At 60.6% G+C, this 24,776-nt stretch carries 21 protein-coding genes; 10 read left to right on the top strand and 11 right to left on the bottom strand.

The features are described from left to right. Positions 1-6 precede the first annotated feature (6 nt). Positions 7-1,599 (bottom strand): sensor domain-containing diguanylate cyclase, encoded by a 1,593-nt coding sequence (locus BT119_RS03325; RefSeq protein ID WP_003367236.1) that lies wholly within the window; start codon positions 1,597-1,599, stop codon positions 7-9. 319 nt (positions 1,600-1,918) lie between these two features. Continuing rightward, positions 1,919-3,019 (bottom strand): dimethylsulfone monooxygenase SfnG, encoded by a 1,101-nt coding sequence (sfnG, locus tag BT119_RS03320; protein WP_072364774.1) that lies wholly within the window; start codon positions 3,017-3,019, stop codon positions 1,919-1,921. A gap of 323 nt (positions 3,020-3,342) precedes the next feature. Between sfnG and BT119_RS03315 the strand changes: the two genes are divergently transcribed. Together BT119_RS03315 and BT119_RS03310 are read left to right on the top strand one after the other, a co-directional pair. Further along, a complete protein-coding gene (locus BT119_RS03315; RefSeq protein WP_003367230.1) occupies positions 3,343-3,678 on the top strand; it encodes a hypothetical protein in 336 nt (111 codons plus the stop codon). A 207-nt stretch (positions 3,679-3,885) separates the two neighbouring features. Continuing rightward, complete coding sequence (locus tag BT119_RS03310; protein ID WP_072364772.1) at positions 3,886-4,923, top strand: LLM class flavin-dependent oxidoreductase; 1,038 nt, start codon at positions 3,886-3,888, stop codon at positions 4,921-4,923. A gap of 291 nt (positions 4,924-5,214) precedes the next feature. On the opposite strand, the gene BT119_RS03300 is transcribed toward BT119_RS03310, so the two are convergent. From BT119_RS03300 to glnT, 5 genes are all read right to left on the bottom strand, one after another. Continuing rightward, positions 5,215-6,540, bottom strand: a complete 1,326-nt coding sequence (locus BT119_RS03300; protein WP_072364770.1) for an ammonium transporter — start codon at positions 6,538-6,540, stop codon at positions 5,215-5,217. A gap of 740 nt (positions 6,541-7,280) precedes the next feature. After that, positions 7,281-8,621: an FMN-binding glutamate synthase family protein gene (locus BT119_RS03285; protein WP_003367224.1), complete on the bottom strand. Its 1,341-nt coding sequence runs from the start codon at positions 8,619-8,621 to the stop codon at positions 7,281-7,283. A 15-nt stretch (positions 8,622-8,636) separates the two neighbouring features. Next, positions 8,637-9,320: a GltB/FmdC/FwdC-like GXGXG domain-containing protein gene (locus BT119_RS03280; protein ID WP_003432904.1), complete on the bottom strand. Its 684-nt coding sequence runs from the start codon at positions 9,318-9,320 to the stop codon at positions 8,637-8,639. Next, positions 9,317-10,237 (bottom strand): class II glutamine amidotransferase, encoded by a 921-nt coding sequence (locus BT119_RS03275; RefSeq protein WP_003319399.1) that lies wholly within the window; start codon positions 10,235-10,237, stop codon positions 9,317-9,319. The genes BT119_RS03280 and BT119_RS03275 overlap by 4 nt, the downstream gene beginning before the upstream one ends. A 117-nt stretch (positions 10,238-10,354) precedes the next feature. Further along, positions 10,355-11,689 carry a type III glutamate--ammonia ligase gene (gene glnT / locus BT119_RS03270; RefSeq protein WP_003367219.1) on the bottom strand — a complete coding sequence of 445 codons (1,335 nt, stop codon included), beginning with the start codon at positions 11,687-11,689 and terminating at the stop codon, positions 10,355-10,357. Between the two features lie 289 nt (positions 11,690-11,978). Here glnT and BT119_RS03265 point away from each other — a divergent pair, with 289 nt between their 5' ends. Next, entirely contained in the window at positions 11,979-12,584 is a 606-nt protein-coding gene (locus tag BT119_RS03265; protein WP_003423969.1) for a helix-turn-helix domain-containing protein, read from the top strand. A gap of 48 nt (positions 12,585-12,632) precedes the next feature. Here BT119_RS03265 and BT119_RS03260 read toward each other — a convergent pair whose 3' ends face one another. The 4 genes from BT119_RS03260 to BT119_RS03245 all read right to left on the bottom strand — a co-directional run bounded on the left by BT119_RS03260 (position 12,633) and on the right by BT119_RS03245 (position 16,411). Then, positions 12,633-13,799: an acetyltransferase domain-containing protein gene (locus BT119_RS03260; RefSeq protein WP_003432906.1), complete on the bottom strand. Its 1,167-nt coding sequence runs from the start codon at positions 13,797-13,799 to the stop codon at positions 12,633-12,635. Between the two features lie 51 nt (positions 13,800-13,850). Then, on the bottom strand, positions 13,851-14,411 hold the full coding sequence (locus tag BT119_RS03255) for a gamma carbonic anhydrase family protein (RefSeq protein ID WP_003367212.1): 561 nt from the start codon (positions 14,409-14,411) through the stop codon (positions 13,851-13,853). A gap of 11 nt (positions 14,412-14,422) precedes the next feature. Continuing rightward, entirely contained in the window at positions 14,423-15,328 is a 906-nt protein-coding gene (gene folE2, locus BT119_RS03250; protein ID WP_003432907.1) for a GTP cyclohydrolase FolE2, read from the bottom strand. Positions 15,329-15,502: 174 nt separating this feature from the next. Beyond that, positions 15,503-16,411 carry a LysR substrate-binding domain-containing protein gene (locus BT119_RS03245; RefSeq protein WP_003408081.1) on the bottom strand — a complete coding sequence of 303 codons (909 nt, stop codon included), beginning with the start codon at positions 16,409-16,411 and terminating at the stop codon, positions 15,503-15,505. Between the two features lie 208 nt (positions 16,412-16,619). On the opposite strand from BT119_RS03245, the gene BT119_RS03240 reads away from it, so the two are divergent. From BT119_RS03240 to BT119_RS03210, 7 genes are all read left to right on the top strand, one after another. After that, a complete protein-coding gene (locus BT119_RS03240; protein WP_072364768.1) occupies positions 16,620-18,140 on the top strand; it encodes an ABC transporter substrate-binding protein in 1,521 nt (506 codons plus the stop codon). Between the two features lie 102 nt (positions 18,141-18,242). Then, on the top strand, positions 18,243-19,160 hold the full coding sequence (locus BT119_RS03235; protein ID WP_002553855.1) for an ABC transporter permease: 918 nt from the start codon (positions 18,243-18,245) through the stop codon (positions 19,158-19,160). Positions 19,161-19,168: 8 nt separating this feature from the next. Continuing rightward, on the top strand, positions 19,169-20,077 hold the full coding sequence (locus BT119_RS03230; protein ID WP_003367201.1) for an ABC transporter permease: 909 nt from the start codon (positions 19,169-19,171) through the stop codon (positions 20,075-20,077). 16 nt (positions 20,078-20,093) lie between these two features. Beyond that, positions 20,094-21,095 carry an ABC transporter ATP-binding protein gene (locus BT119_RS03225; protein WP_072364766.1) on the top strand — a complete coding sequence of 334 codons (1,002 nt, stop codon included), beginning with the start codon at positions 20,094-20,096 and terminating at the stop codon, positions 21,093-21,095. After that, positions 21,092-22,114 (top strand): ABC transporter ATP-binding protein, encoded by a 1,023-nt coding sequence (locus tag BT119_RS03220; RefSeq protein ID WP_072364764.1) that lies wholly within the window; start codon positions 21,092-21,094, stop codon positions 22,112-22,114. Before BT119_RS03225 ends, BT119_RS03220 begins: the two co-directional genes overlap by 4 nt. Continuing rightward, complete coding sequence (locus tag BT119_RS03215) at positions 22,111-23,538, top strand: M20 family metallopeptidase (protein ID WP_003367195.1); 1,428 nt, start codon at positions 22,111-22,113, stop codon at positions 23,536-23,538. Before BT119_RS03220 ends, BT119_RS03215 begins: the two co-directional genes overlap by 4 nt. Next, entirely contained in the window at positions 23,535-24,686 is a 1,152-nt protein-coding gene (locus tag BT119_RS03210; protein WP_003367193.1) for a M20 family metallopeptidase, read from the top strand. Before BT119_RS03215 ends, BT119_RS03210 begins: the two co-directional genes overlap by 4 nt. Positions 24,687-24,776: the final 90 nt, after the last annotated feature.

The following is a 24,776-nucleotide window of genomic DNA, read 5'->3' as shown; positions in this document are numbered from 1 at the left end:
CGGGTATCAATCCCGCTGGCCCGACCTTGGCTCCGTGTCGGCTTGCGCGTCCGTAGAGGACTTGACGCGGGTCCAGGCCGGTAATGTGCCGGTCGCGATTTCCGACGCCACATTCACCCGGTTGCGACCCTGCGACTTGGCGGCATACAACGCGCGGTCGGCAAGCTCAATCAGGCCACGCTGATCGAGTTGGCGATCGGTGCCGACGAATGTTGCGACACCGAGGCTGATCGTCACGATGCCAAACGGGCTGGCGGGATGCTCGATCTGCTCGTCACGGATGGCCTGCAGGATGTTCTCGGCCACCTGGCGAGCGTTCGACTCGTCAGTACCTGGCAACACCACGGCGATCTCTTCACCGCCATAACGGGCGGCGACGTCGCTGGGACGACGAATGAACTGCTCAACCACTCGGGCCAACGCAATCAGGCATTCGTCACCGGCCAGGTGGCCGTAATGATCGTTGTAGCGTTTGAAATGATCGGCATCGATCAAAATCAGCGACAGCAGGCTGCGCTCGCGTCTGGCGCGCTTGAATTCGACTTCCAGAAACTGATCGAAACGTCTGCGATTGGCCAGCCCGGTCAGCTTGTCTTCGGAGGCAATCAACTCCAGGTGCTGGTTGAGCTGGATCAGGGCTGCCTGTGAATCGAGCAACTGGTCTTCTGCGCGTATGCGGCTGTGAATGTGCCCAATCAGACGAACGCCGAGTCCGATCACCAGTCCGAGCAGCACCAGCATGACCAGAATGGACTGTTTGGTCTGGCCCAGCCAGTCGAGCATGGCTTCTTTCTGACCCAGCGCAACCACGGTGACGATCGGGTAGACATCACTGCGTTTGAACGCATAAAAACGCGCAACACCGTCAATCCTGGAAACGAACTGGGCGGTACCTGACACTCGGCCGCGTTCCGACCTGAAAATGGGCGTCGATGACAGATCGCGACCGATCTCCTGCTCCAGATGGGGATAGCGCACCCGCAACTGCCCGGCGGTCGACGTCAGACTGATAATGCCGGTTTGCCCGACCTTGATGTCCGAATAGAACTTCAACAGGTGGTCGACACCGATGGTGGCGACCATCAGCCCGGCAAAACTCGCGTCGGTATTATTGATGCGTCTGCTGACCGATATGACCCATTCGCCGGAGGCACGGCTGCGAATCGTCGGACCGATGTAAGGGGCTTTGTCAGGCATCTTCAGGTGGTGCTGAAAGAACTCGCGCTGCGCGCTGTTGATGCCGATAACCCTGGGATTGCTCGAGAAGATGCAAATCCCGTCGGCGTTGTACAGCGACACGGTATCGATCTGCGGCAGCGCGCCCATTTCACGCGCAATGACCCACCTGAGACGCTCGATCTGTTCAGGCCCGACGCCGTCCTTTTCGACACGCTCCGTCAGGCCGATCAGCATCAGCTCGCTTTGCTTGAAAATGCCATCCGTATAGGTGCTTAGCGCTCCAGCCAGATTGATCGTGCTGGTCTGGATGTTTTCCAGGGTGTTGCGGCGTGCGGTCCATGCTTGCCAGGCCATCAACATCACCACGCAGGCGCACACTACGAAGATCAGCCATGACGCAAGCCGAAGGTCGCGTTTCAAAACTTGCCTCCACAACAGGTGAGAACCAGTGCATCTGGTTTTTCTGAAAACCGGACCTGATTGCTCAGGGGCCATCGACAATCCTTTCGCTACTAACTGCCATTGTCGGCAAGTGCTCGGCCATACCTGGAAGGCCTGGCATCGATAAAAGCATGCCAGTGAGTGGCATCATAATGCCACGTACAGCTGTCTATGGGTTGATCGGGGATGAACATACGAAAGCAGGCGCACACTGGATCACAGTGGCGCCTGATTTTATGGAGGGCTGTAAACGCGGCCGGCTTACAAGGGCATGGCGGGTTGTCGTTATTGGCGGGGGTCAAGCCGTCTCGGCGACAGGCTTGCGTTGTACAGCGGCTTCCAGTTCGCGTACCAGAGGCAATACGTGCTGGCCGAAATAGGCGACTTCTTCCTGGAAATGCAGGAACGCTGAAAGCACCAGGTCTACGCCAACGGACTTGAGTTCGACGATGCGCTCGGCAATCTGCCGCGGTGTGCCAATCAGGTTGGTCTTGAAGCCATCGTTGTACTGCACCAGATCCTGAAAGGTGGATTTGGCCCAGTTGCCCTCGCCTTCCGGACTGGCCTTGCCAGCCTGCTTCGCAGCATCACCAAAGGCGTTGACGGCTTCCGGATCTGCCTTGTCGACGATTTCGGCCAGCAAGGCACGCGCCTCTTCTTCGGTATCCCTGGCAATGATGAAAGCATTCACACCGATCTTCACCGAATGCCCGTTCGCGGCAGCCTTGGCTCGGATGTCATCGACCTGGGCCTTGATGCCTTCGACGGTATTGCCGTTGGTGAAATACCAGTCCGACACCCGCGCCGCCATATCACGTGCGGCCCGCGAGCTGCCGCCCTGAAAGATTTCCGGGTGAGGACGCTGGATCGGCTTGGGCTTGAGGGTGTAATCATGGAAGCGATAGAAATCCCCCTTGAAGGTGAAGTTGTCGGTGGTCCAGATCCCTTTGAGGGCGCGGATGAACTCCTCGGAGCGGCGATAACGTTCATCATGCTCCAGCCAGGGCTCTCCGATAGCCTGAAACTCGCCCTTGAACCAGCCGCTGACAATATTGACCGCCACGCGCCCGGCGGTGAGCTGATCGATGGTCGCCAGTTGCTTGGCGGCCACCGACGGGGTCCATGGCCCGGGCAATATCGCGGCAATGACCTTGAGCTTCTCGGTGGCCGCGAGTAGCGCATGGCTGAAGGCTACGGATTCATGCTGGAATTCGGCGCCATAACCGGCGGTAAAGCGAATTTGCGTCAGCGCGTAGTCGAAACCGGACTGCTCGGCGATCTGCGCCAGCTTGCGGTTGTAGTCGATGGTCCAGCTGGTGCGCTGTTCGATCTTGCTGACTACCAGCCCACCGCTGACGTTGGGTACCCAGTACGCAAATTTTATGGACGATTGGCTCATATCGGTACTCCTCTGGCTGCAAGCTTCCCGAGCGCATTAAGCACAAGGGCCTGCACATCCACAGAGCAGCAACCGTGCCATTCAATAAAACACTGGCATATCAAAGCGTTGCGACAGCTGACTTGCAGCGCCAACTGTCCGTGTCAAGCCAGGGTGTGGAACTGCTGTTGGCGGAGCAACAGCTTTGCGGATTTCCTGACCGTGCGCAGGACGTGATTCGCTGAAAGCAAGCCGACGAAAGGCAGCTGGCCCTGCTATCCAGAATCGCATGGCTGGAGTAAATTTTGGATCCAATGAAACCGCATTCATCTGCAGGAGCACCGATGAAATTGCATGCCTGTTTTCTGGCCCTGATGATCCCTGCCCTTTCGGCGCATGCCGAAGGCAAAAGCATATCCATACCTCATGATCCAACCGGCCAGCACGCACTGATAGAGAAAAGCGGCAGCGCAAAGGAACGCGTGGTGATCACCCGGCGTGAAGGCATGCTCGGGGTGATCTACTTCAAGCGGGTCTATAATTGCGCCAACCACACGGTGAACCTGGTCGGCACCGGTTCCACGCTGGAAATCATGGAACAGGCAAAGGCCGTGAGTGGCATGGGACCGGTGATTCGCGACTCCACGGCCGACTACATCGAATCCGAGGCCTGCAGTTGATTCTGACCTGATCAATCCTGCCCCGGCTGAATATGCGACATCCGAAAGCGCCTCCCATGAGGCGCTTTTTTCGTTTCTGCCGTTGGGTTTTACAGCAGGGAGCAGCACCGCAAAAAACACTTGCACCGAAAGTATTACGGTATACCATCAGACAACAATAACTCATCACGCCGGTGCAGGCGCCAGGATTTAAGCGAGGTAAGTGTCATGAAGTTTTCGTTGTTCGTGCACATGGAGCGCTGGGATGAAAGTGTCAGTCATCGCCAGCTGTTCGAGGACCTGACCGAGCTGACGCTGATGGCCGAGCAAGGCGGCTTCAGCACAGTCTGGATAGGCGAACACCACGCGATGGAATACACCATCTCGCCAAGCCCGATGCCGTTGCTGGCGTATCTGGCGGCCAGGACCACACAGATTCATCTGGGCGCCGGCACCATCATTGCGCCGTTCTGGCACCCATTGCGGGTCGCGGGTGAATGCGCGCTGCTGGACGTGATCAGTAACGGGCGTATGGAAGTCGGCCTGGCACGCGGCGCCTATCAAGTGGAGTTCGACCGCATGGCCGGTGGCATGCCGGCCTCCGAAGGCGGCAAGGCGTTGCGTGAAATGGTCCCGGTGGTACGTGCGCTGTGGCAGGGTGACTACGCCCACGACGGCGATATCTGGAAATTCCCGACCTCGACTTCCGTGCCCAAGCCGATCAACACGCCGCCGATGTGGATCGCTGCGCGCGACCCTGACTCGCACAATTTCGCCGTGCAGAACGGCTGTAACGTGATGGTCACCCCGTTGATGAAGGGTGACGAAGAAGTTGTCGACCTGAAGAACAAGTTCGCAGCCGCGCTGGCCAACAATCCCGACGTGCCCCGCCCGCAATTGATGGTACTGCGCCACACGCATGTGCATGCCGCAGACGATCCTGAAGGCTGGAAAGTGGGCGCCACTGCCATCGCGAAGTTCTACCGCACTTTCGACGCATGGTTCGGCAATAAACAGACGCCGGTCAACGGTTTTCTGGCCCCCAGCCCGGAAGAGAAGTTCAAGGAACGTCCGGAGTTCGAGCTGGAGAATATCCGCAAGAACACCATGATCGGTACTCCTGAGGAGATCATTCCGCGCATTCGTCATTATCAAGAGTTAGGTGTCGACGAGTTCAGCTTCTGGTGCGACAACAGCCTGCCGCACGCCGAGAAGAAAAAGTCGCTTGAGCTGTTCATCAAGCACGTGGTGCCGGTGTTTCGTTGAGCTGAGCGCGCGGTCTCCAGGCTGTATTGATTATCGTCCCCACGCTCTGCGCTCAACGTTATGCGCAAATCCAACTGCTTATCGTGCCAATGCTCCGCGTTGGCATGCAGTTCGTGACGCTCTGCGTCACACAGCGATCTTTCTTTGTCAGGTGGATTGGCGGTCGACTCAGGTCACCTTTTCTCCCCTCGGCGACCTGCTTTGATGGACCAAAGCAGGCAAAACACGCAGCTCCGTTTCCGGCCCGACGTCGTCGGGTTCCCTCGCCCTGACACTGATCCGACAGCCTTCTCAATGGTTGTAGGCCCGCTCGTTATGCTCGGCCAGGTCCAGACCCATTTCTTCCACTGACTCATGCGCGCGCAGGCCGATCAGTGCCTGCACAGCCTTGAGGATGACCCAGCTGACCGCGAAGCAGTAGACCGTGGTGAACAGCACGCCTTTGATCTGGGCAATTACTTGGGCGCCCATGCTGACATCGGGCACCAGACCGCCCAGTGAGGGTACGCAGAACACGCCGGTCAGTACTGCTCCGATCATGCCGCCGATGCCGTGCAGGCCGAAGACGTCGAGGCTGTCGTCATAGCCCAGGCGTTTCTTCAGCACAGTCACGCTCAGGTAGCAGAACACTCCGCACAGCACGCCGATGGCCAGCGCTCCGCCGACTCCGACGTAGGCACACGCCGGGGTGATGCCGACCAGGCCCGCCAATGCGCCGCTTGCCAGACCCAGGGCGCTGGGCTTGCCGACCTTGAACCACTCGGTGAACATCCAGCCGAGTATCCCGGCGCACGCCCCCACTTGCGTGTTGAGCATGACGATGCCGGAGGTGCCGTTCAGGCCGCCACCGGAACCGATGTTGAAACCGAACCAGCCGACCCAGAGCATCGCCGCGCCGGCCATGGTCAGGCTCAGGTTGTGCGCCGGCATCGGGGTGTTCTGATAACCCTTGCGCTTGCCCAGTACCAAGCATGCCGCCAGTGCGGCGACACCGGCGTTGATGTGCACTGCGGTGCCGCCGGCGAAGTCCAGCACGCCCCAGTTGTGCATCAAGGCGCCTGCGCCACCCCAGACCATATGCACGACAGGCGCATACACCAGGGTGAACCACAGTGCCATGAACAGCAGCGCCGCAGAGAACTTCATCCGTTCGGCGAAGGCACCGGCAATCAGCGCCGGAGTGATGATCGCAAAGGTCATCTGAAAGGTCACGAATACCCCTTCAGGGATGTCGCCGACCAGGCTGTCGGGCGTCATGCCGGCCAGAAACGCACGACTCAGACCGCCCACGAAACTATTGAAACTCACTTGCCCTTCGACCATGTTGCTGGTGTCCACCACCATGCTGTAGCCATAGATGACCCACAGCACGCCTACCACTCCGGCAATGCCGAAACACTGGGTGAACAGCGAGAGCATGTTCTTGGCCCGTACCAGCCCACCGTAAAACAGTGCCAGCCCCGGAAGGCACATGAACAGCACCAGCACGGCTGCGGTGACCATCCAGGCCGTGCTGCCGGTGTTCAGTACGGGGGCGTCAGCTGCCTGCGCAATCGGAGCAAAGGCGCCGAGCGCGAGTAAAGCTGTAAGGGATTTGCCGTGTAGACGATTGACCATGTTCAAAGCTCCCGCAAATGAATGGAAAGTGTCTGGCAGCAAAGAGGTTCATTGGGACAGGCGAGGCTCTTCGGCCTCTTGTGGGTCAAGTTCTCGTTGCGCGAATGGCGTTATATATAAGTCCGATGAGCCCGAAAGCGGGGCTTAACCACCAAGGTTCTCGTTGCCACGCTCCGCGTGGTAATGCATTTCGTGACGCTCCGCGTCACACAGTTCTGCGACTCAGTGAGATTCAGGCTCGACTTGAGTCACCTTTTCGCCCCTCGGCGACCTACTTTGATGGGGCCGAAGTAGGCAAATCCCTTCGCTCCTGTTTCCGGCCCGGCTTCGTCGGGTTCCTTCCCTGTCACTGATCCGGGGGGCGCCGCAACGGGCCATCCATGGCCCAAGGTGTGTAAAAACGTCACGAGCGAAGGCAAGACAAGGCAAAAACAGGCGAAAACGGCCGGGGTCGCGACCGACTCTGGGTGTTCTAAATGAGCATTTTTCGCCTGTTTTTAACGCAGTATTGCCAAGCGCAGTCGTTTTTACACAGCCTGGGCCCGGTGCGGCTAGCCCGGCGTCATGCCAGGCTACCCCCGGATCAGCGCCAGGACTCAGCCGTCACTTACGTCGCACTCTGCGTCGTCTGTGCCATCGTGATCGAAAAGCACGTTATGGCGTCAGTCGGTGCCATCGTGATCGAAAAGCACGTTATGGCGTCAGTCGGTGCCATCGCGGTCGAAAAGCCCGTTATGGCGTCAGTACCCAGAGCCAGACCCCGGAATCCACGATGTCCCGGCCAGGGGCACTCGGGCCATGGCCGCTGATTCGACGGTCAGTGCCACCAGATCTTCCGGGTCGAGGTTGTGCAGGTGTGATTTACCGCACGCGCGGGCCATGGTCTGGGCTTCGAGGACGAGTACGCGCAGGTAGTTGGCCAGACGCCGACCGCCTTCGACCGGGTCGAGACGTTTGGACAGTTCCGGGTCCTGGGTGGTGATGCCCGCCGGGTCGCGGCCGTTCTGCCAGTCGTCGTAGTAACCCGCTGCCGAGCCGATCTTTCTCAGTTCTTCGTCGAGCCGCGGATGGTTGTCGCCCAGCGCTATCAGCGCCGCCGTGCCGATCGCCACTGCGTCGGCACCCAGCGCCATGGCCTTGGCCACGTCGGCGCCGTTGCGGATGCCGCCGGAGACGATCAACTGCACCTTGCGATGCATGCCCATCTCCTGCAGCGCCTGCACGGCTTGCGGGATGGCAGGCAGAATCGGGATGCCGACGTGTTCGATGAACACTTCCTGAGTCGCCGCCGTACCGCCCTGCATGCCGTCGAGTACGATCACGTCGGCGCCGGCTTTCACGGCCAGTTTCACGTCATAGTAAGGACGGCTGGCACCGATCTTCACGTAGATCGGTTTTTCCCAGTCGGTGATCTCGCGAATCTCGGCAATCTTGATCGCCAGATCGTCAGGGCCTGTCCAGTCCGGGTGACGGCATGCCGAGCGCTGATCGACGCCGACCGGCAAGGTACGCATGCCAGCCACACGTTCCGTCACTTTCATGCCCAGCAACATGCCACCGCCGCCCGGTTTGGCGCCCTGCCCCAGCACGATTTCGATGGCATCGGCCTTGCGCAGATCGTCCGGGTTCATGCCATAACGCGATGGCAGGTACTGATAGACCAGATGCTGCGACTGGCCACGCTCTTCCGGGGTCATGCCGCCGTCGCCGGTGGTGGTGCTGGTTCCCGCGATGGTTGCGCCACGGCCCAGTGCTTCCTTGGCGTTGGCCGACAACGCGCCGAAGCTCATGCCTGCAATGGTTACCGGAATTTTCAGGTACAACGGCTTCTTGGCAAAACGATTGCCGAGCACCACGTCGGTCCCGCACTTCTCGCGGTAGCCTTCCAGCGGGTAGCGCGACACGCTGGCGCCGAGCAGCAACAGGTCGTCGAAGTGCGGCAGCTTGCGCTTGGTGCCGCCACCGCGAATGTCGTAGATGCCGGTTTCCGCAGCGCGCTGGATTTCCTGAATGGTCAGGCGATCGAAGGTGGCCGATTCGCGCAGGACTGGAGCAGGTTTGTGGCTGATGGGGTCGCTCATGGTAATGCTCCTGAATCAGTACGCGGAGGCGTTATCGACTTTGAAGTTGTAAAGCTGACGGGCCGAGCCGTAGCGTTTGAAATCCGCTGCCTTCTCGTTAAAGCCAGCGCGATTGAGCAACTCCTGCAGCTCCTGCAGATGCTCTTCACGCATCTCCTTGGCGATGCAGTCAGAGCCCAGTGACTCGACCTTGCCTTTGACGTAGATCCGCGTTTCATACAACGAGTCGCCCAGCGCATCACCGGCGTCGCCACAGACCACCAGCCGACCGGCCTGGCCCATGAAGCAGCTCATGTGGCCGATGCTGCCGCCGACCACAATGTCGATGCCTTTCATGGAAATACCGCAACGCGCTCCGGCATCACCTTCAATCACCAGCAAGCCGCCATGTGCCGTCGCACCGGCCGCCTGCGAGGCGCTGCCCTTGACCCGCACAGCGCCGGACATCATGTTTTCCGCGCAGCCGACGCCGACGTTGCCGTGCACAGTGATCGACGCTTTCTGGTTCATCCCCGCGCAGTAGTAACCCGCGTGGCCCTGGATATCGATGGAGATGGCTTCGTTGACGCCGACCGCCAGGTTGTGTGCGCCATCGGGATGCGTGACCAGCCATTCGCGGTCCTGCAATTCCTTGACCTGGTCGTGCAGGGCCTGATTGAGATCACGCACGGTGGCGTTGGAAAGATCGACGGTTTTCATGGACGTGCTCCCTCGGCTGGCTCGCGTTCCCAGATGTACATGGTGGCCGGGACCGGTTCCCAGACCCTGGCGTTTTCGATCCCCGGCAGGCTGGACAGCGCCTGGTATTCCGAAGCCATGGCGACGTAGTCATCGGTTTCGGCAAGGATCGCCGGTTTGCAGGCGATCGGGTCGCGAATCACCGCAAAGCCATTGCGTGTGCCGATGGCGAAGGTAAAGAAGCCATCAAGGTCTTCGAGCGACTTGTCGAGCGCCTGTTTCAGGCTGTCGCCCTGTTGCAGACGCCAGGCCAGATACCCCGCCGCCACTTCGGTGTCGTTGTCGGTCTCGAAGTGAATGCCTTCGCGGCGCAGGTTCTGGCGCAGACGAAAGTGATTGGACAACGAGCCGTTGTGCACCAGGCACAGGTCGGAGCCCGTGGAAAATGGATGACTGCCCTCCATGGTCACGGCGCTTTCGGTGGCCATGCGCGTATGGCCGATGATGTGACTGCCTTTCATGGACGCCAGACCGAAGCGTTCGGAAATCTCCCGCGGCAGGCCCATGCCCTTGAGGATCTCGATGCTCTGCCCGGCACTCATGATGCGCACGCTCGGTGCCAGTTCCGCCAGCGCGGCACGCACCGGGGCTTCTTCGGCCTGAATCTTCAAGACCACGGCGCTGGCGTTCTGAAACCAGTCCAGAGGCGCGCTCAACCTGTCTTGCAGCGCCGCGATCAACGCCGTGAAATCATACTGTTCGGTAGTGGCCTGCAAGGTCAGCTTGACCCAGCCCTGCGCCACTTCATCGCCATAGATGGCGAACCCGGCACTGTCCGGTCCGCGGTCGGTCATGGCTTCGAGCATCGGCTCGAACAACTTGCCGAGTTGCGACTCCAGCGCCGGGTTTTTCAGATACAAACCAACGATTCCGCACATAAGCCTCACCTTGTTCGGGAGCGGCAAGCTTCACGCTGCAAGCCAACCGCATAGACAGAAAAATCAAATTCGCCGCAATCCAGCTTCTTCTTGCAGCCTGAAGCCTGAAACGTGCAGCTAGAAAAACTCGATATAGCGCTTCACTTCCCAATCGCTCACGTGGCGGCTGTATTCCACCCACTCCATGCGCTTGAGGCGGATGAATTCATCGACAATCTCGCTGCCCAGCACTTCGCCAAACAACGGATCGGCCTGCAATGCATCGCAGGCTTCGTTGAGCGACTGCGGCAGGGTCTTGATGCCCCGTGCGGCAATCTCTTCGAGGCTCAGTGTGTAGAGGTTCTCGTTGCAGACGTGATCGATCTCCAGTTGCCGGTCGATGCCGTCCAGCCCTGCGGCAATGATTGCGGCACTGACCAGATACGGATTGCACCCGGCGTCGGGCAGACGAAACTCCAGGCGGCCATAGGGCACGCGTACCATCGCCGAGCGGTTGTTGGCACCAAAGGCAATGAAAGCCGGGGCCCAGGTGGCGCCCGAAAGTGAATTGCCAACCACCAGGCGTTTGTAGGAGTTGACCGTGGGCGCGGCAAAGGCACACAGCGCAGGCCCATGAGCCAGCAGGCCCGCAGCGAAGTGATAGGCCAGCTTCGACAACCCCATGCCACTCGGGTCACTGGCATCGTGGAACAGGTTCTTGTTGCTGGCACTGGCGATCGACAGGTGAAAGTGCATGCCATTGCCGGCACGCTTGGGGTCGGGCTTGGGCATGAACGAGCAGATCATGCCCATGTCATTGGCGATCTCTCCGGCGGCCATGCGGAAGAAGGTGAAACGGTCAGCCGACTCCATGGCCTCGCTGTAGGTGTAATTGATCTCGAACTGGCCGTTGGCGTCTTCGTGATCGATCTGATAGATGTCGAAACCCACCGGCTGCAGTGCCTCGGTCAAGCGCTCGAGAAACTCGCGAGAGCGCGACAGCCCCTTGTAGTCGTAGCAGGGCTTGTCGAGGTTATCGCTGGCATCGACCATCTGCAGGCTGCCGGTGACATCGCGCTTGAACAGGCTGAACTCGGGCTCCAGGCCGGTATTGAGGGTCCAGCCACGCTGACTGAGGCGTTCGACCTGCTGCTGCAGCACGTAGCGGCTGTCATAGGGCCAGGGCTTGCCATCCACATGGCCGATGCACACCACACGTCCATAGCCCGGCTGCCACGGCACGGGTGTCAGCGACGACAGATCGCCCTTGGCCATGAAGTCTGGCCCGTGAGGCTCCATGCCCATGCCGCAGATCGCGAAACCGGCAAAACCGGCGCCGTCCTCTGCAACCATTTCCAGACCTGTCACAGGAACGGATTTGGTCTTGGCCGAACCATGAATGTCGACGAACTGAGCCAGTACGTACTTGATGCCGTGCTGTTCGATCAGACGCTGTGTTTCGGGTGGCAACATGGGACGTGTCTCCTGGCAAAAGCAAAACGTTTCAGGGAAGGACCGCTGTTCACTGCCTCTCGGGATATATTCCGAACAGGAAAGTTACTTTCCCTTTAGGAATGCAAGGCGCTTGCCAGTTTGGTATGCCATTTAAACGAAGTGACTCGGGAGGGGTAATTCGGCTGTTTATATGGGAAACTCGTTTTCCCTCTGGGAATAATCTGCGACTCGGCCAGACCAAGGCTGCTTCAAAACGCACATTCCCAGTGCGAAATAAAAATTATTGAACGGAAACTGTGCAAAGCCGATGAATATGCCGACCGACCCTCATCCGAAATTGAAGCTCGAGCAGTACCTGGGCATTCAGATCAAGCGTCAGCGCCAGGCTCAGGAACTGAAGCTCGCCGACGTGGCGCGCATCGCCGGCATCAGCCAGGGCATGCTGAGCAAGATCGAGAACGCGCAGGTCTCGACCAGCCTCGACAACCTCAGCCGCCTGTGCGACGTGCTGGGCATGCCCATGTCCAAACTGTTCAGCCAGTACGACCAGCAAGGCAGCAGTGCCTTGCTGGTGAAGGCCGATGAAGGACTCGAAGTGGTGAGGCGCGGCACCGAGAAAGGCCACACCTATCACCTGCTCAACCATACCCGTGGGCCGAAGAAGAGTTTCGAGGCGTACATGGTGACGATGGACGATGCCAGCGAAGAGTTTCCGACCTTTTCACACCCAGGTACGGAGTTTCTGCACCTGCTGGAAGGCGAGCTGATCTACCGCCACGGCAACCAGTTGTATCCGATGCAGGCCGGTGACAGTCTGACCTTCGACGGCGACATCCCCCATGGCCCCGAGCAACTGGTGCAGGTGCCGATCAAACTGCTGTCGATCATGAATTACGGGGCGCACGGAGATTGACGCCAGGCGAGACGCGGTACGCCAGCAGGCGTACCGCTGTTGCGGGGACTAGAAGTATTTCAGCCAGCTGATATCCCGACGACGGGCCTTGAGCGCGGCGAACCAGCGCACCGCCGGGAACAGCAGAACGGCCAGTACCACCGAGGTCAGCCAGACTCCCCACATGTGGTCGAAACCGAAGTACGTGCCCTGATTGGTGCCCCAGATCGCCAAGGCAATCAGGTACAGGACTTTCAGCACGTAAAGGTGCAGCAGGTAGAAAAACATCGGCGCCGAACCGAGCACCACCAGCGGCCTTAACCCGCTTTTCTCCTGACTGCGTTCGAAGGCGATGAGGATCAGCAGACCAATCCCCAGCGTCAGGCAGATGAACAGCAGCGAGGGCGGGTATTTGGTGATGTTGAAGAAGCTCATGACCGTCTGTATGCCGCTGTCGCCGACGCTCCACGGTTTTTCACCGTAGCCGTTGATCAGGCGCAGGACCACGAAGCCCAGCAGTGCCCCTGCCCCACACTTCCACAGATTCGCACGGCGTTTCGCCGCGTCGTAGCTGCTTGAGAACCAGGGGCCTGCGGCGTAGCCCAGGGCGATGATGCCGATCCACGGCAACAACGGATAAGACGTGCGCAAGCGCAGGTTATCGGAAGCCTCGATCCAGCCACGGTCGTGCAGGACCGCCCACGGCACGTGCATGGCCGACTCGACACCGAAATGCACCGTGTCCAGCAGGTTATGCCCGGCAATGATCACCACACCGATGACCACCAGCGCCCAGCGCGGCAGAAACACCATCAACGACAGCGCGACCATGCTCAGGCCGATGGCCCAGATCACTTGCAGGTAGATGATGGTTGGCGGGAACTGGAAGGTCCAGGCAAAGCTCACCAGCGTGAATTCCAGCGCAATCAGAAACAGTCCGCGCTTGAGCAGGAACGCCGAAACGTCGCTTTTGCCCTGATGTTTCTCGCCGTAGAGAAACGCCGAAAGCCCGGTCAGCAGGACGAACAGTGGCGCACACAAATGCGCCAGCGTCCGGCTGAAAAACAGCTCCGGCGCGGTGGTCGTGACGTCCATCGGGTCGATGACCTGGTGGTGCATGAAGAACGTTTCGCGGACATGGTCCAGCAACATGAAAAGAATGATCAGCCCGCGCAGAGCATCGATCGAACGCAGCCGTGATGCGGGTGCCCGGGTTGAGTGAACAGCTGTTGTCATGAAAGATCCAGATCCGTGGGCGGAAGTGCAATGAGTCAAGGGTGTCCTGGGTCAGAACTCGTTCTGAAGCGCCTTGTAGCCGCGCACCAGATCAATGTTGGTGTGCGCCACATCTTCGGAAAATTCCGAAGCCGAAATGCTCACCGGTGGAAATTGCGAAAGGTCAGTGCCCGGCCCGATCCGGGTGGTGGACGGCACGTAAAAGTGCTCCGGCAAATCGCGACCATCGACCACCGAGTTGTGCCTGACCACGCTGCCGTTGCCGACCTGGCAATTGAACAACACGCTATTGAAACCGATGAACACGCGATCTCCGACCATGCAAGGTCCGTGCACGATGGAGCGGTGGGCAATCGAGGTGAACTCGCCGATGGTGACAGCAGCACCTGATTTCGAATGGATCACCACGCCGTCCTGAATGTTGGAATTGGCCCCGATGACGATCGGCTCCATGTCCCCGGTGGCATCGACTTCGTCGGCGCGGATCACGGCGTAGGGGCCGACAAATACGTTGTCCTTGATGATCACCTTGCCGCAGATGATCGCGGTTTTATCGATGTAGGCGGACTCGGCAATGACCGGCAGATGGCCGGAAGGATTTTTACGGATCACGGAATGAAACCTCAGGACAGGTAGTTGGAAGTCTGGGCAGCGGCATCGTGCGGATGCAGGCTTTCGAAGTGGCGGACACTGACGCTGGAAGCTGCATAGCGGCCTTCAAGTGCTTGCTGGACCTTGCGCGCAGCGTCTTCGACGTACATCAGGTTCTGGCCGTTGAGCCGCGCGAAGGCCTGCTCGTCGGCACGCTTGACCGCGGTTTGCACCGGGGTGCCCAACGCCTGTTCGACAAGATCGATCAGCGTCATCAGGCCCAGCTCGGTCGCCTGGTCCGCCACCCGCACCTGCACCGTCGCAACGCTGCGCTGGCTGTGCGGCGTGGCAAACGATGCATTCTCGCGCAGCCAGCTCGCGACCTGCATCGGATCGACAAACGACTGCCTGCCGAAGCGCGCTGCGAATGCCTCTTCCAGCAATTGGCGAGACAATGCAGCCGAGCACGGGCAGGTGGACGAGTAGGTGATATCCACCGAACTGTCGAGGCACAGCCGTCCGGCATGCCAGGTGGCATCGAGCTTCACGGGGTAGGATTTCCAGCCGCTGAGCCCTTCGGTAATCAACGCCGGGCGGCGGCACAGCAGATTGAAGCTCAGCGTCAGTCGGGCATGACTGGAGTGGCAGTCGAGGTGGCTCTCGACCATGGCTTCCAGCAAGGCCGACAACGTATAGGGGCTGACGATCTGATGCTCGGCGTAGCCGTCGAGCAGCCGATAGAGTCGCGACATGTGGATACCCTTGACGCTCGGGTCAGCCAGATCGACCTGCAGATCGACATGCGCGTGAACAGGATGACGGATGCCCGCTTCAGCCAGTCTGATCGGCACTTCCACACCTTGCATGCCGACCCAGTCGAGTGAAACCAGCGCCGGGGAAATTTCCGTCAGGGCAACATCCGGGAGAGGTTTGTTCATGTGCGTCGTTCGTCTCTTTGGCGAACTTCACCACGCGGGCGAAGCCTGATGTTGGCGGTTCACAGCCGTACAGTGCACGGCCATAAATTCGTTACACTATAACATCATGATTGTTAACTTCATCAACCAAACGTTACTCACCCCGCACGGCGCCCACGTAACACCGCCAGCGGCTCAGGTCTTTGCCAGCTCCTCGATCAGAAAATCCCGGAAGGCAGCGACTGCTGCGGGCAGGTTGCGCCCGGCCATGCTTTGCAACTCGATACGCCGTGCCTTCATGCCATCGTCGCTGATCGGCAGCGATTTGAGCTGTTTCTCATGGGCGCGTTTATCCAGGGTCATTTCGCTGGACAGGCTGATTCCGCCCTCCTCCCGAACAAACCGCAGCAAGGCGCCTATGTAGTTGCTGGTCAGCACCGGGTCGAACAGCAGGCCCTGCACGCCGCAGCAGATATCAAACAACTGGCGCAAGGTCGTGTCGGTATTGGTCAGGGCGATGGCGTAAGGCTGCAACTCAGCCAGCGTAACCTCCTTGCGTGCGGCCAGCGGATGGTTATGACTGACCACCGCGCAGATCGCGCCGCTGTGGATGTGCTCGACCTTGATCTCGTTCTGCGGCGTCAGGCTGAAGGTCAGGCACAGGTCAGCGTCGCCCGAGCGCACCCGCTCGGTGGCCTGCGCCGGAGCACAGACCTCCATCGAGAAATGGATACCCTGATACTGCCGCCGAAAACGCGCAATGCACTGCGGCAGAAAATCCAGGGCAAAGCCCTCCGAGCATGCGATGCGCACATGCCCACGCTGCAAGCCTTGCAGCTCGGTGATTTCCAGCACCACCTGCTCGGCCTCAAGCTGTGATTTGCGCGCGTAGGCCGCCAGGCGAACGCCCGCCTCGCTGAGCATCATGCCGCGCGCCTGGCGCTCAAAGAGCACTGCGTCCAGCTCCCGCTCCAGTTTGCTGATCTGTCGACTGACCGCCGAAGACGCGACATTGAGGCGGATCGAGGCTTCGCTGATCGATCCGCACCGCGCCACTTCGAGGAAGTAGCGCAAGGCCGTGGACTGTACGCCGTAGAGTTGCATGACTGCTCCTGCGTTGCCTTTTCAGCAATGAAAGGTTCGAAATATTGTGCTTGTGGCATTGATACGCTTTGCCTAGAGTCATGTCGAGGCGCAACTCACCAAAAGAACCCAATCAAAAGAACACTGCGGCCTCGTTGTTTCCCCCTCTTCTCGCATTTGCGACCCACTGCCCTTTGATACATCCACTTTGCCTTTTGGAGACGACGGCATGGGAATCAAGGGTTTCGCTCGCAGCATCGCGCTATTGAGCCTGTTCAGCAGTTTCTCCGTCCTGGCCGGCAAGGCCGACGACACACTGGTCTACGCCTCCGACAGCGAACCGGAAAACATCAGCCCCTATCACAACGATTTGCGCGAAGGCGTGATCCTCGGTCGCCTGATCTGGGACAACCTGGTCTACCGCAACCCGGACAATGGCGAGTACCAGCCGATGCTCGCCACCAGCTGGAAACAGGTCGACGATACGACCATCGATTTCCAGCTGCGCCAGGGCGTGAAGTTTCACAACGGCGACCTGTTCACCGCAGATGACGTGGTGTTCACCCTCAATTATGTGGTGTCTCCAGAGTCCAAGGTGGTCACGGTACAAAATGTCGACTGGATCAAGAGCGCCGAAAAGCTGGGCGACTACAGCGTTCGTCTGCACCTGAAAAAGCCTTTCCCGCCTGCGCTGGAATACCTCTCCAACGCCGTACCGATGTTCCCGAAAAAATACTTCGAAGAAGTCGGGCTGGCAGGCTTCAGCCGTAAACCGATCGGCACCGGGCCTTACAAGGTGACGGCCATCGCCACCGGCGAAGGCGTGAAAATGGACAAGAACCCGGACTACTTCAAGGACAGCCCACAGGGTCAAACGAAGATCGGTCACATCAACTTCCGGGTGATCGCCGATGCCGAAACGCGTCTGGCCGAGCTGATGACCGGCGGCGTCGACTGGACCTGGCGGGTTGCACCGGATCAGGCGGAAAACCTCAAGGCCATGCCCAATCTGGTGGTCACCAGCGGCGCGACCATGCGTATAGGTTTTCTGATTCTGGATGCGCGCGGCACCTCCAGCGCCGATTCGCCGATGAAACACCTGAAGGTGCGCCAGGCGATCAACCACGCGATCAACCGTGACGGTCTGGCCTCGCAACTGGTCGGCGGCGAGAGCAAGCCGTTGCAGGTCGCCTGCTACCCTGGCCAGTTCGGTTGCGACACCAGCGCAGCCACGGTCTACAACTACGACCCGGCAAAGGCCAAGGCGCTGCTCGCCGAAGCCGGCTACCCGAACGGCTTTGAAACCGAAATCTTCGCCTACCGTGACCGCGATTACGTGGAGGCCATCATCGGCAACCTGCGCGCCGTGGGCATCAACGCCAAGCTGCGCTACCTGAAGTACGCTGCTCTGCGTGATCAGCAGCGTGGCGGCAAGGTACCGATGTCGTTCCAGGCGTGGGGCTCGTTCTCGATCCTCGATACCTCGGCGTCGGCCGGCACCTGGTTCAAGGGCAATCCCGACGACAACATCAAGGACCCGCAAGTCCAGGGCTGGCTGCAGACCGCCGACAACGCGCTGGACCCGCAGGTGCGCAAGGACAACTACCGCAAGGCGTTGCAACGCATCAGCGAGCAGGCTTACTGGGCGCCGTTGTTCAACTACTCGATGAACTACGCCTATGTCTCGGACCTGAACTTCAAGCCTTACCCGGACGAGTTGCCGCGCTTCGTGCTGTCGAGCTGGAAATAAGCGCCTGACCAAGACCGTCGGCAAACCTGGCTGTGAGGCGCATGACGCGCCTTGCAGTTGGGTCAGCCACCCCGTCACTCCCTGAACACAAGGTCACTTGCCATGTTCGGATTTCTCTTGCGCCGCCTGGGCATTGCCCTGTGCGTAGCGATTACCGTGTCGGTGATCAGCTTTTCCCTGCTGCACCTGTCCGGCGATCTGGCCACTGCCATCGGCGGGCCGGAAGCCACCAGCGAGCAGATCGAACAGATCCGGGTGCAGTACGGCCTCAACAAGCCGTTGGTTACGCAGTATTTCGAATGGCTGGCCGACGTGGTGCGTCTTGATCTGGGCGACTCGTTCTTCTTCCAGGAGTCGGTTTACAACCTGATCGCCTCGCGCCTGTCGATCACCCTCGGGCTGGGCGCAATGGCCCTGAGTATTGCGCTGCTGATCGCCATCCCGCTGGGTGTGCTGGCCGCCGTGAAACGCGACACGTGGATCGATCGCCTGGCACTGAGCATCGCGGTACTGGGTCAGGCCATGCCCAGTTTCTGGTTCGCGCTGATGTTGATCGTGGTGTTTTCGGTCACCCTGAAATGGCTGCCGGTGTCGGGCAATTCGACCTGGGCGCACTTCGTGATGCCGGCCATCGCCCTCGGTTACTACGCCACGCCCGCGATTATGCGCCTGACCCGTGCGGGCATGCTCGACGTGCTCAACTCCGATTACATCCGCACCGCGCGGGCCAAGGGCCTGCGCCCCGCCACCGTGCTGTTCAAGCATGCGCTGCGCAACGCGCTGATTCCGGTGGTGGCCCTCGCCGCGGTGGAATTCGGTTTCATGCTCGGCGGCTCGGTGGTCATCGAGACGGTTTTCTCGCTGCAGGGCATTGGCCAGCTGGCCTGGGACGCGATTGCCCGTGACGACTTTCCGGTGGTGCAGGCGGTTGTGCTGTTGATCGCGGTGATCTACATCGTCCTCACCCTGCTGGCCGACGTGCTCAACGCACTGCTCGACCCGCGCATCCGCGTGAAATAGGAGGCCCCATGAGCACAACCACCTCATCGCCGCTGCTGATCAACGATTACCAGCCTCCGGCGCGCAGCGTCTGGCGCACATTACGCAGCAGCTTCGCGCATCGCGGCTTCGCCATCGGCGCAGTATTGCTGCTGATTATCCTGCTCGGCGCCCTGTTCGCGCCCTGGCTGGCCCCCTACGACCCTTATGCGCAGGACGTGATGCTGCGCATGAAACCGCCTGTCTGGATGGCCAACGGCACCTGGGACTACGTGCTGGGCACCGACAAACTGGGCCGCGATTACCTGTCGCGACTGCTATACGGCGCACGCATCTCACTGTTCATCGGCTTCTCGGCGGCGCTGATTTCCGGCGTTATCGGCACCATCATGGGCCTGCTGGCCGGCTACTTCGGCGGCAAGACCGACGCGGTGATCAGCTACCTGATCACCACCCGCCTGGCGATGCCGGTGGTGATGATCGCGCTGGCCTCCGCGTCGCTGATCGGTGGCTCGCTGAAAGTGGTGATCGTGCTGCTTGGCTGCCTGCTCTGGGACCGCTTTGCCGTGGTGGTGCGCGCTGCCGTGCAGCAGATTCGCGACGCTGAATACGTCGCCTCGGCCCAGGCCCTGGGCTGCTCGACGCTGCGCATTCTGGCCAGCGAAATCCTGCCCAATCTGGTCGGCGCGCTGATCGTTGTCGCTACCCTGGAAATGGCTCACGCGATCCTCCTCGAGTCGGCACTGTCGTTTCTCGGGGTCGGCGTGCAGCCGCCCATTCCTTCATGGGGGCTGATGATCGCCGAGGGCAAACCGTACATGTTCTTTTCCCCTTGGGTCATCGCCATTCCCGGCGTCGCCCTGATGGTGCTGGTGCTGGGCATCAATCTGGTCGGTGACGGCCTGCGCGACCTGATCCTGCCCGACGGGCGCAACTGACAGAGGAGATACGCACATGGCGCTGTTGCATGTTGAAAACCTGCGTGTCGAGATTCCTCTCGGCCAAGACACGCTCCACGCAGTGCGCGGCCTGGACTTTCAGGTCGAGCGCGGCGAAATGCTGTGCATCGTCGGCGAGTCCGGCTGCGGCAAATCCCTGACTTCGCTGGCACTCATGGACCTGCTGCCGCGTAAGGCCCGGCGTACCGCAACGACACTGAGCCTGGACGGCATCGACATGCTGACCCAGAGCGAGCGGCAGATGTGCGACCTGCGCGGCAACCGCCTGGCGATGATCTTTCAGGAGCCGATGACCTCGCTGAACCCGGCCTACAGCATCGGCGATCAGCTCAGCGAAGTGCTTATCCGACACCGCAAGGTGTCCCGCAAGGAGGCCCTGCAGCGCGCCGCGCAGATGCTTGAGAAAGTCGGGATCAGCAATGCGGGCGAGCGCCTGCGTCAGTACCCGCATCAACTGTCGGGCGGCCTGCGCCAGCGGGTAATCATCGCCATGGCCCTGATGTGCGAACCGGACGTGATCATCGCCGACGAACCAACCACTGCGCTGGACGTGACCATTCAGGCACAGATCCTGCGCCTGATCCGCGACATTCAGAAGGAGCTGGGTCTGGCCGTGATCTTCATCACCCACGACCTGGGGCTGGTGGCACGTATCGCCGACCGGGTTGCGGTGATGTACGCCGGACAGATCGTCGAAACCGCCCCGGCCATCGAGTTGTTCGAGAACCCGCAACACCCCTATACCCGCGGCTTGCTGGCGAGCATACCGATCCCCGGACGCACTCAACCGGGTCAGCCGCTGGGGTCGATTCCGGGGCTGGTGCCCAGCCTGGTCGGCGAACAACACGGCTGCGCATTTCGCAATCGCTGCCCGCAAGCGATCCCCGCCTGTGCCGACGACGTCCCGCCGGTCAATAGCCACAACCACATGACTCGCTGCCTGTTTGCCGCAGCGGGTGCCGAACCTGTGTTTCACCGTGAGGGCGTACCGTCATGAATACCGCCGTGAAACAGGTCCCGACTGCCAGCATGAAGAAAGACATCGCGCTGGAGCTGTGCGATATACGCCGCGAATTCAGCATCAGCCGTGGCTTTTTCAAACCCAATGCCACGCTCAAAGCCGTCGATGGCGTGTCGCTGCGTCTGATGCGTGGCGAAACACTCGGGCTGGTCGGCGAATCGGGCTGCGGTAAAAGTACCCTGGCGAAGATGCTGCTGGGGCTGCTTGCGCCCAGCAGTGGCGACGTACTGGTCAACGGCAAGCACCTTGCCGGCACCGACCGCAAGGAGATGGCGCGGCGCATTCAGCCGATCTTTCAGGACCCCTACTCGTCACTCAACCCGCGCAAGACCCTGCGCGAGATCGTCACGCTGCCGCTGATCGTGCATGGCATCGGCACCCCGGCCGAACGTCGCCAGCGCGCCGAAGCGATGATGGACGTGGTCGGCTTGCCCAAGCGCGTGATCGACAGTTACCCGAGCCAGCTTTCCGGTGGCCAGCGCCAGCGCGTGGCGATTGCCCGGGCGCTGGTGATGCGCCCGGATGTATTGATCTGCGACGAGCCGACTTCGGCGCTGGACGTTTCAGTGCAGGCACAGATTCTCAATCTGTTGCAGGACCTCAAACAGGAATTCGGCCTGACTTACCTGCTGATCAGCCATAACCTGGCCGTCATCGAACATCTGGCCGACCGCGTGGCGGTCATGTACCTGGGGCGGATCGTCGAAGAGCGCAGCCGCGAATCATTGTTCGCCCGGCCTGGCCATCCCTACACCCAGGCGTTGCTGGACTCGGTGCTGACCCCAGACCCGCACTTGGGCATTCCCGATCTGGGTTTGCACGGGGCCTTTCCCAATCCCATGTCGCCGCCGTCCGGCTGCGCCTTTCATCCGCGCTGCCCGGCCTGCATGCCCCAGTGCAAGGAAAAAGCCCCGGCCATTGGCCGCATGGAAGGCGGAACCGTTCGCTGCCACCTGCACGACACCTCAAAACCTCTGGAGCAGATGCCCTCATGAGTAGCCGTTCGCACGCCATCGAAAACGTCACTGAACAGTTCGACAACGGCGCGTTTTTCGCCCTGCTCGGCAAAAGCGTTGCCTACCCGACCCAGAGCCAAGAGGCCGAAAGCCTGCCCGAGCTGTATCGTTATCTTCATGAGTTCATCACCCCGCATGTCGAGCGTCTGGGTTTCAGCGTTACCGTGCATGACAACCCGGTCGCCGGACGCGGCCCGCTGATGATCGCCACGCGCATCGAAGCCCCTGAACTGCCAACGCTGCTCAGTTACGGCCACGGTGACGTGGTTCGCGGCTATGACGCGCAATGGCAGACAGGCCTGTCGCCGTGGCAGGTGATCGAACGTGGCGAGCGCTGGTACGGACGTGGCACCGCCGACAACAAGGGCCAGCACCTGATCAACCTGACGGCACTGGAGCAGACCCTCAAGGCGCGCGACGGCAAGCTGGGTTTCAACGTCAAACTGCTTCTGGAAATGGGCGAGGAAGATGGCTCCCCCGGCCTGAGCGCGTTCTGCCAGGCGCACGCAGAAGAACTCGCCGCCGACATCTTCATCGCCTCCGATGGCCCGCGCCTCGCAGCGGCACGCCCTACCCTGTTTCTCGGCTCGCGCGGGGTGTTCAACTTCGAGCTGACGGTGAACCTGCGCGAAGGCGCGCACCATTCCGGCAATTGGGGCGGTCTGCTGGCCAACCCGGGGATCATTCTGGCCAATGCCATCGCGAGCATGGTCGATGAGCATGGCCGGGTGAAAGTCGCGGGGCTCATGCCCAAGGCCATCCCCGACGCGGTGAAGGCCGCATTGGCGGATATCGAGGTCGGCGGCGGCCCTGGCGATCCGGACATCGACGCCGACTGGGGCAACCCGGCGCTGTCGCTCAGCGAAAAGGTCTTCGGCTGGAACACCCTCGACGTGCTCGCCTTCAAGACCGGCAACCCGGACGCCCCGGTACACGCCATTCCCGGCAAGGCTCACGCGTTGTGTCACATTCGCTTTGTGGTCGACAGTGATTACAACGCGTTCATCCCCGCGGTGCGCGCGCACCTGGATGCCCATGGCTTTGATCGTGTCGAGGTCAGACAGACGCGCATGGACGTGATGCACGCCACGCGCCTGTCACCGGACAGCCCGTGGGTCGGCTGGGCGCTGGATTCGCTGGCCACCACCACGGGCAAGAAACCCGCGCTGCTGCCCAATCTGGGCGGTTCGCTGCCCAATGACGTATTCGCTGAAGTGCTGGGCCTGCCGACGGTCTGGGTGCCACACTCATACCCGGCGTGCTCGCAGCATGCACCTGACGAGCACTTGCTGGCTCCGGTGGTCAAGGAGAGCCTGCAAATCATGGCCGGACTGTTCTGGGACCTGGGCACGGACGGCGCACGACTGACCCGGGAGCAGCGGGCACAGGAGCTGAGTGAATGAATGAGGCACAACTGCACGCCACCGCGTGGCTGGCCGAGCAATATGAGGCGATGGAAGCGCTGCTGCAGCGCCTGGTCGATACCGATTCCAACAGTTACGACAAGGCCGGAGTGGATGCGGTCGGCGAACTGCTCGCCGCGCAATTGCAGGCCGACGGGATCAGCGTCGAACGTATCCCGGTTGAGGGTTTCGGCGATGTGCTGCTGGCTGAATTGCCCGGTGGGCCCGGCAAACCAGTGTTGTTGCTGGGTCATCGCGACACGGTATTTCCCAAAGGCACCACGTCCGCTCGCGGTTATACCAAAGATGCTGAACTGGCTTATGGCCCTGGCGTGGCGGATATGAAAGGCGGGCTGGTGCTCAACTGCTTTGCGCTGAAGGCCTTGAAGCGCGCAGGCCCGCTGCCGTTCCCGGTGCAGATTCTGTATACCGGCGACGAGGAAATCGGCTCCGCCAGCGCTCGCACTCACATCGAACACTACGCCCGCCAGGCGCGCGCGGTGCTTAACCCCGAACCGGGACGCGCCAGTGGCAATGTGGTCAGCGCGCGCAAAGGCGGTGCCACGCTGATTATCGAAGTCAGCGGCCGCGCGGCGCATTCGGGAGTCAATCATGCCGACGGCGCCAGTGCCATTCAGGCGCTGGCGCACAAGGTAATCAAGTTGCATGCGTTGACTGATTATGCAGCGGGCATCACCACCAATGTCGGGCTGATCTCTGGCGGTACCTCCAGCAACACGGTAGCGCCCAGCGCCACGGCGAAGCTCGATGTGCGTTTTGTCGAGCTTCGGCAATGGGAGGAAATACTTGCAGCCGTGCAAGCGATCGTCGCCGAAGAGGAACTGCCCGGCACGTCAGCCAGACTGCTGGAAGCCACGACCTTCCTGCCGATGGAAGCCCGGCACAGCACTGAACTGCTGGGTATTTATCAAGGTCTTGCGCAGGAACTGGGGTTCAACGTGGAGGGCGAATTCACCGGGGGCTGCGCCGACTCGGGTTTTACCGCCAGCCTGGGGATCCCGACCCTGTGCGGCCTCGGCCCGGTGGGCGGCAAGGTTCACACCGACCGCGAGTACCTGGAACTGAACACCCTGGTGCCCAGAGGCCAGGCGCTGGTCGGGACGATACTGGCGTTGGGGGATGTTTGAAGAGACTGCCCACGTGCGCCCAATCTGGAAAAAGAGGCGCGACGCAAATGTGTGATGCAGAGCGTCACGAAATGCATTCCCACGCGGAGC

The sequence above is a fragment of the Pseudomonas sp. NFACC10-1 genome (genome assembly GCF_900119195.1).
Classification (GTDB): domain Bacteria; phylum Pseudomonadota; class Gammaproteobacteria; order Pseudomonadales; family Pseudomonadaceae; genus Aquipseudomonas; species Aquipseudomonas cerasi.
Note: the sequence above shows the minus strand (reverse complement) of the source record. Positions and strands in the feature narration are given on the sequence as shown.

What these genes read in the sequence shown, in the direction of transcription:
- sfnG (WP_072364774.1), bottom strand. Translation starts at nt 3,019, where the DNA reads ATGAGCCAATCGTCCATAAAATTTGCGTACTGGGTACCCAACGTCAGC.
- BT119_RS03315 (WP_003367230.1), top strand. Translation starts at nt 3,343, where the DNA reads ATGAAATTGCATGCCTGTTTTCTGGCCCTGATGATCCCTGCCCTTTCG.
- BT119_RS03310 (WP_072364772.1), top strand. Translation starts at nt 3,886, where the DNA reads ATGAAGTTTTCGTTGTTCGTGCACATGGAGCGCTGGGATGAAAGTGTC.
- BT119_RS03300 (WP_072364770.1), bottom strand. Translation starts at nt 6,540, where the DNA reads ATGGTCAATCGTCTACACGGCAAATCCCTTACAGCTTTACTCGCGCTC.
- BT119_RS03285 (WP_003367224.1), bottom strand. Translation starts at nt 8,621, where the DNA reads ATGAGCGACCCCATCAGCCACAAACCTGCTCCAGTCCTGCGCGAATCG.
- BT119_RS03280 (WP_003432904.1), bottom strand. Translation starts at nt 9,320, where the DNA reads ATGAAAACCGTCGATCTTTCCAACGCCACCGTGCGTGATCTCAATCAG.
- BT119_RS03275 (WP_003319399.1), bottom strand. Translation starts at nt 10,237, where the DNA reads ATGTGCGGAATCGTTGGTTTGTATCTGAAAAACCCGGCGCTGGAGTCG.
- glnT (WP_003367219.1), bottom strand. Translation starts at nt 11,689, where the DNA reads ATGTTGCCACCCGAAACACAGCGTCTGATCGAACAGCACGGCATCAAG.
- BT119_RS03265 (WP_003423969.1), top strand. Translation starts at nt 11,979, where the DNA reads ATGAATATGCCGACCGACCCTCATCCGAAATTGAAGCTCGAGCAGTAC.
- BT119_RS03260 (WP_003432906.1), bottom strand. Translation starts at nt 13,799, where the DNA reads ATGACAACAGCTGTTCACTCAACCCGGGCACCCGCATCACGGCTGCGT.
- folE2 (WP_003432907.1), bottom strand. Translation starts at nt 15,328, where the DNA reads ATGAACAAACCTCTCCCGGATGTTGCCCTGACGGAAATTTCCCCGGCG.
- BT119_RS03245 (WP_003408081.1), bottom strand. Translation starts at nt 16,411, where the DNA reads ATGCAACTCTACGGCGTACAGTCCACGGCCTTGCGCTACTTCCTCGAA.
- BT119_RS03240 (WP_072364768.1), top strand. Translation starts at nt 16,620, where the DNA reads ATGGGAATCAAGGGTTTCGCTCGCAGCATCGCGCTATTGAGCCTGTTC.
- BT119_RS03235 (WP_002553855.1), top strand. Translation starts at nt 18,243, where the DNA reads ATGTTCGGATTTCTCTTGCGCCGCCTGGGCATTGCCCTGTGCGTAGCG.
- BT119_RS03230 (WP_003367201.1), top strand. Translation starts at nt 19,169, where the DNA reads ATGAGCACAACCACCTCATCGCCGCTGCTGATCAACGATTACCAGCCT.
- BT119_RS03225 (WP_072364766.1), top strand. Translation starts at nt 20,094, where the DNA reads ATGGCGCTGTTGCATGTTGAAAACCTGCGTGTCGAGATTCCTCTCGGC.
- BT119_RS03220 (WP_072364764.1), top strand. Translation starts at nt 21,092, where the DNA reads ATGAATACCGCCGTGAAACAGGTCCCGACTGCCAGCATGAAGAAAGAC.
- BT119_RS03215 (WP_003367195.1), top strand. Translation starts at nt 22,111, where the DNA reads ATGAGTAGCCGTTCGCACGCCATCGAAAACGTCACTGAACAGTTCGAC.
- BT119_RS03210 (WP_003367193.1), top strand. Translation starts at nt 23,535, where the DNA reads ATGAATGAGGCACAACTGCACGCCACCGCGTGGCTGGCCGAGCAATAT.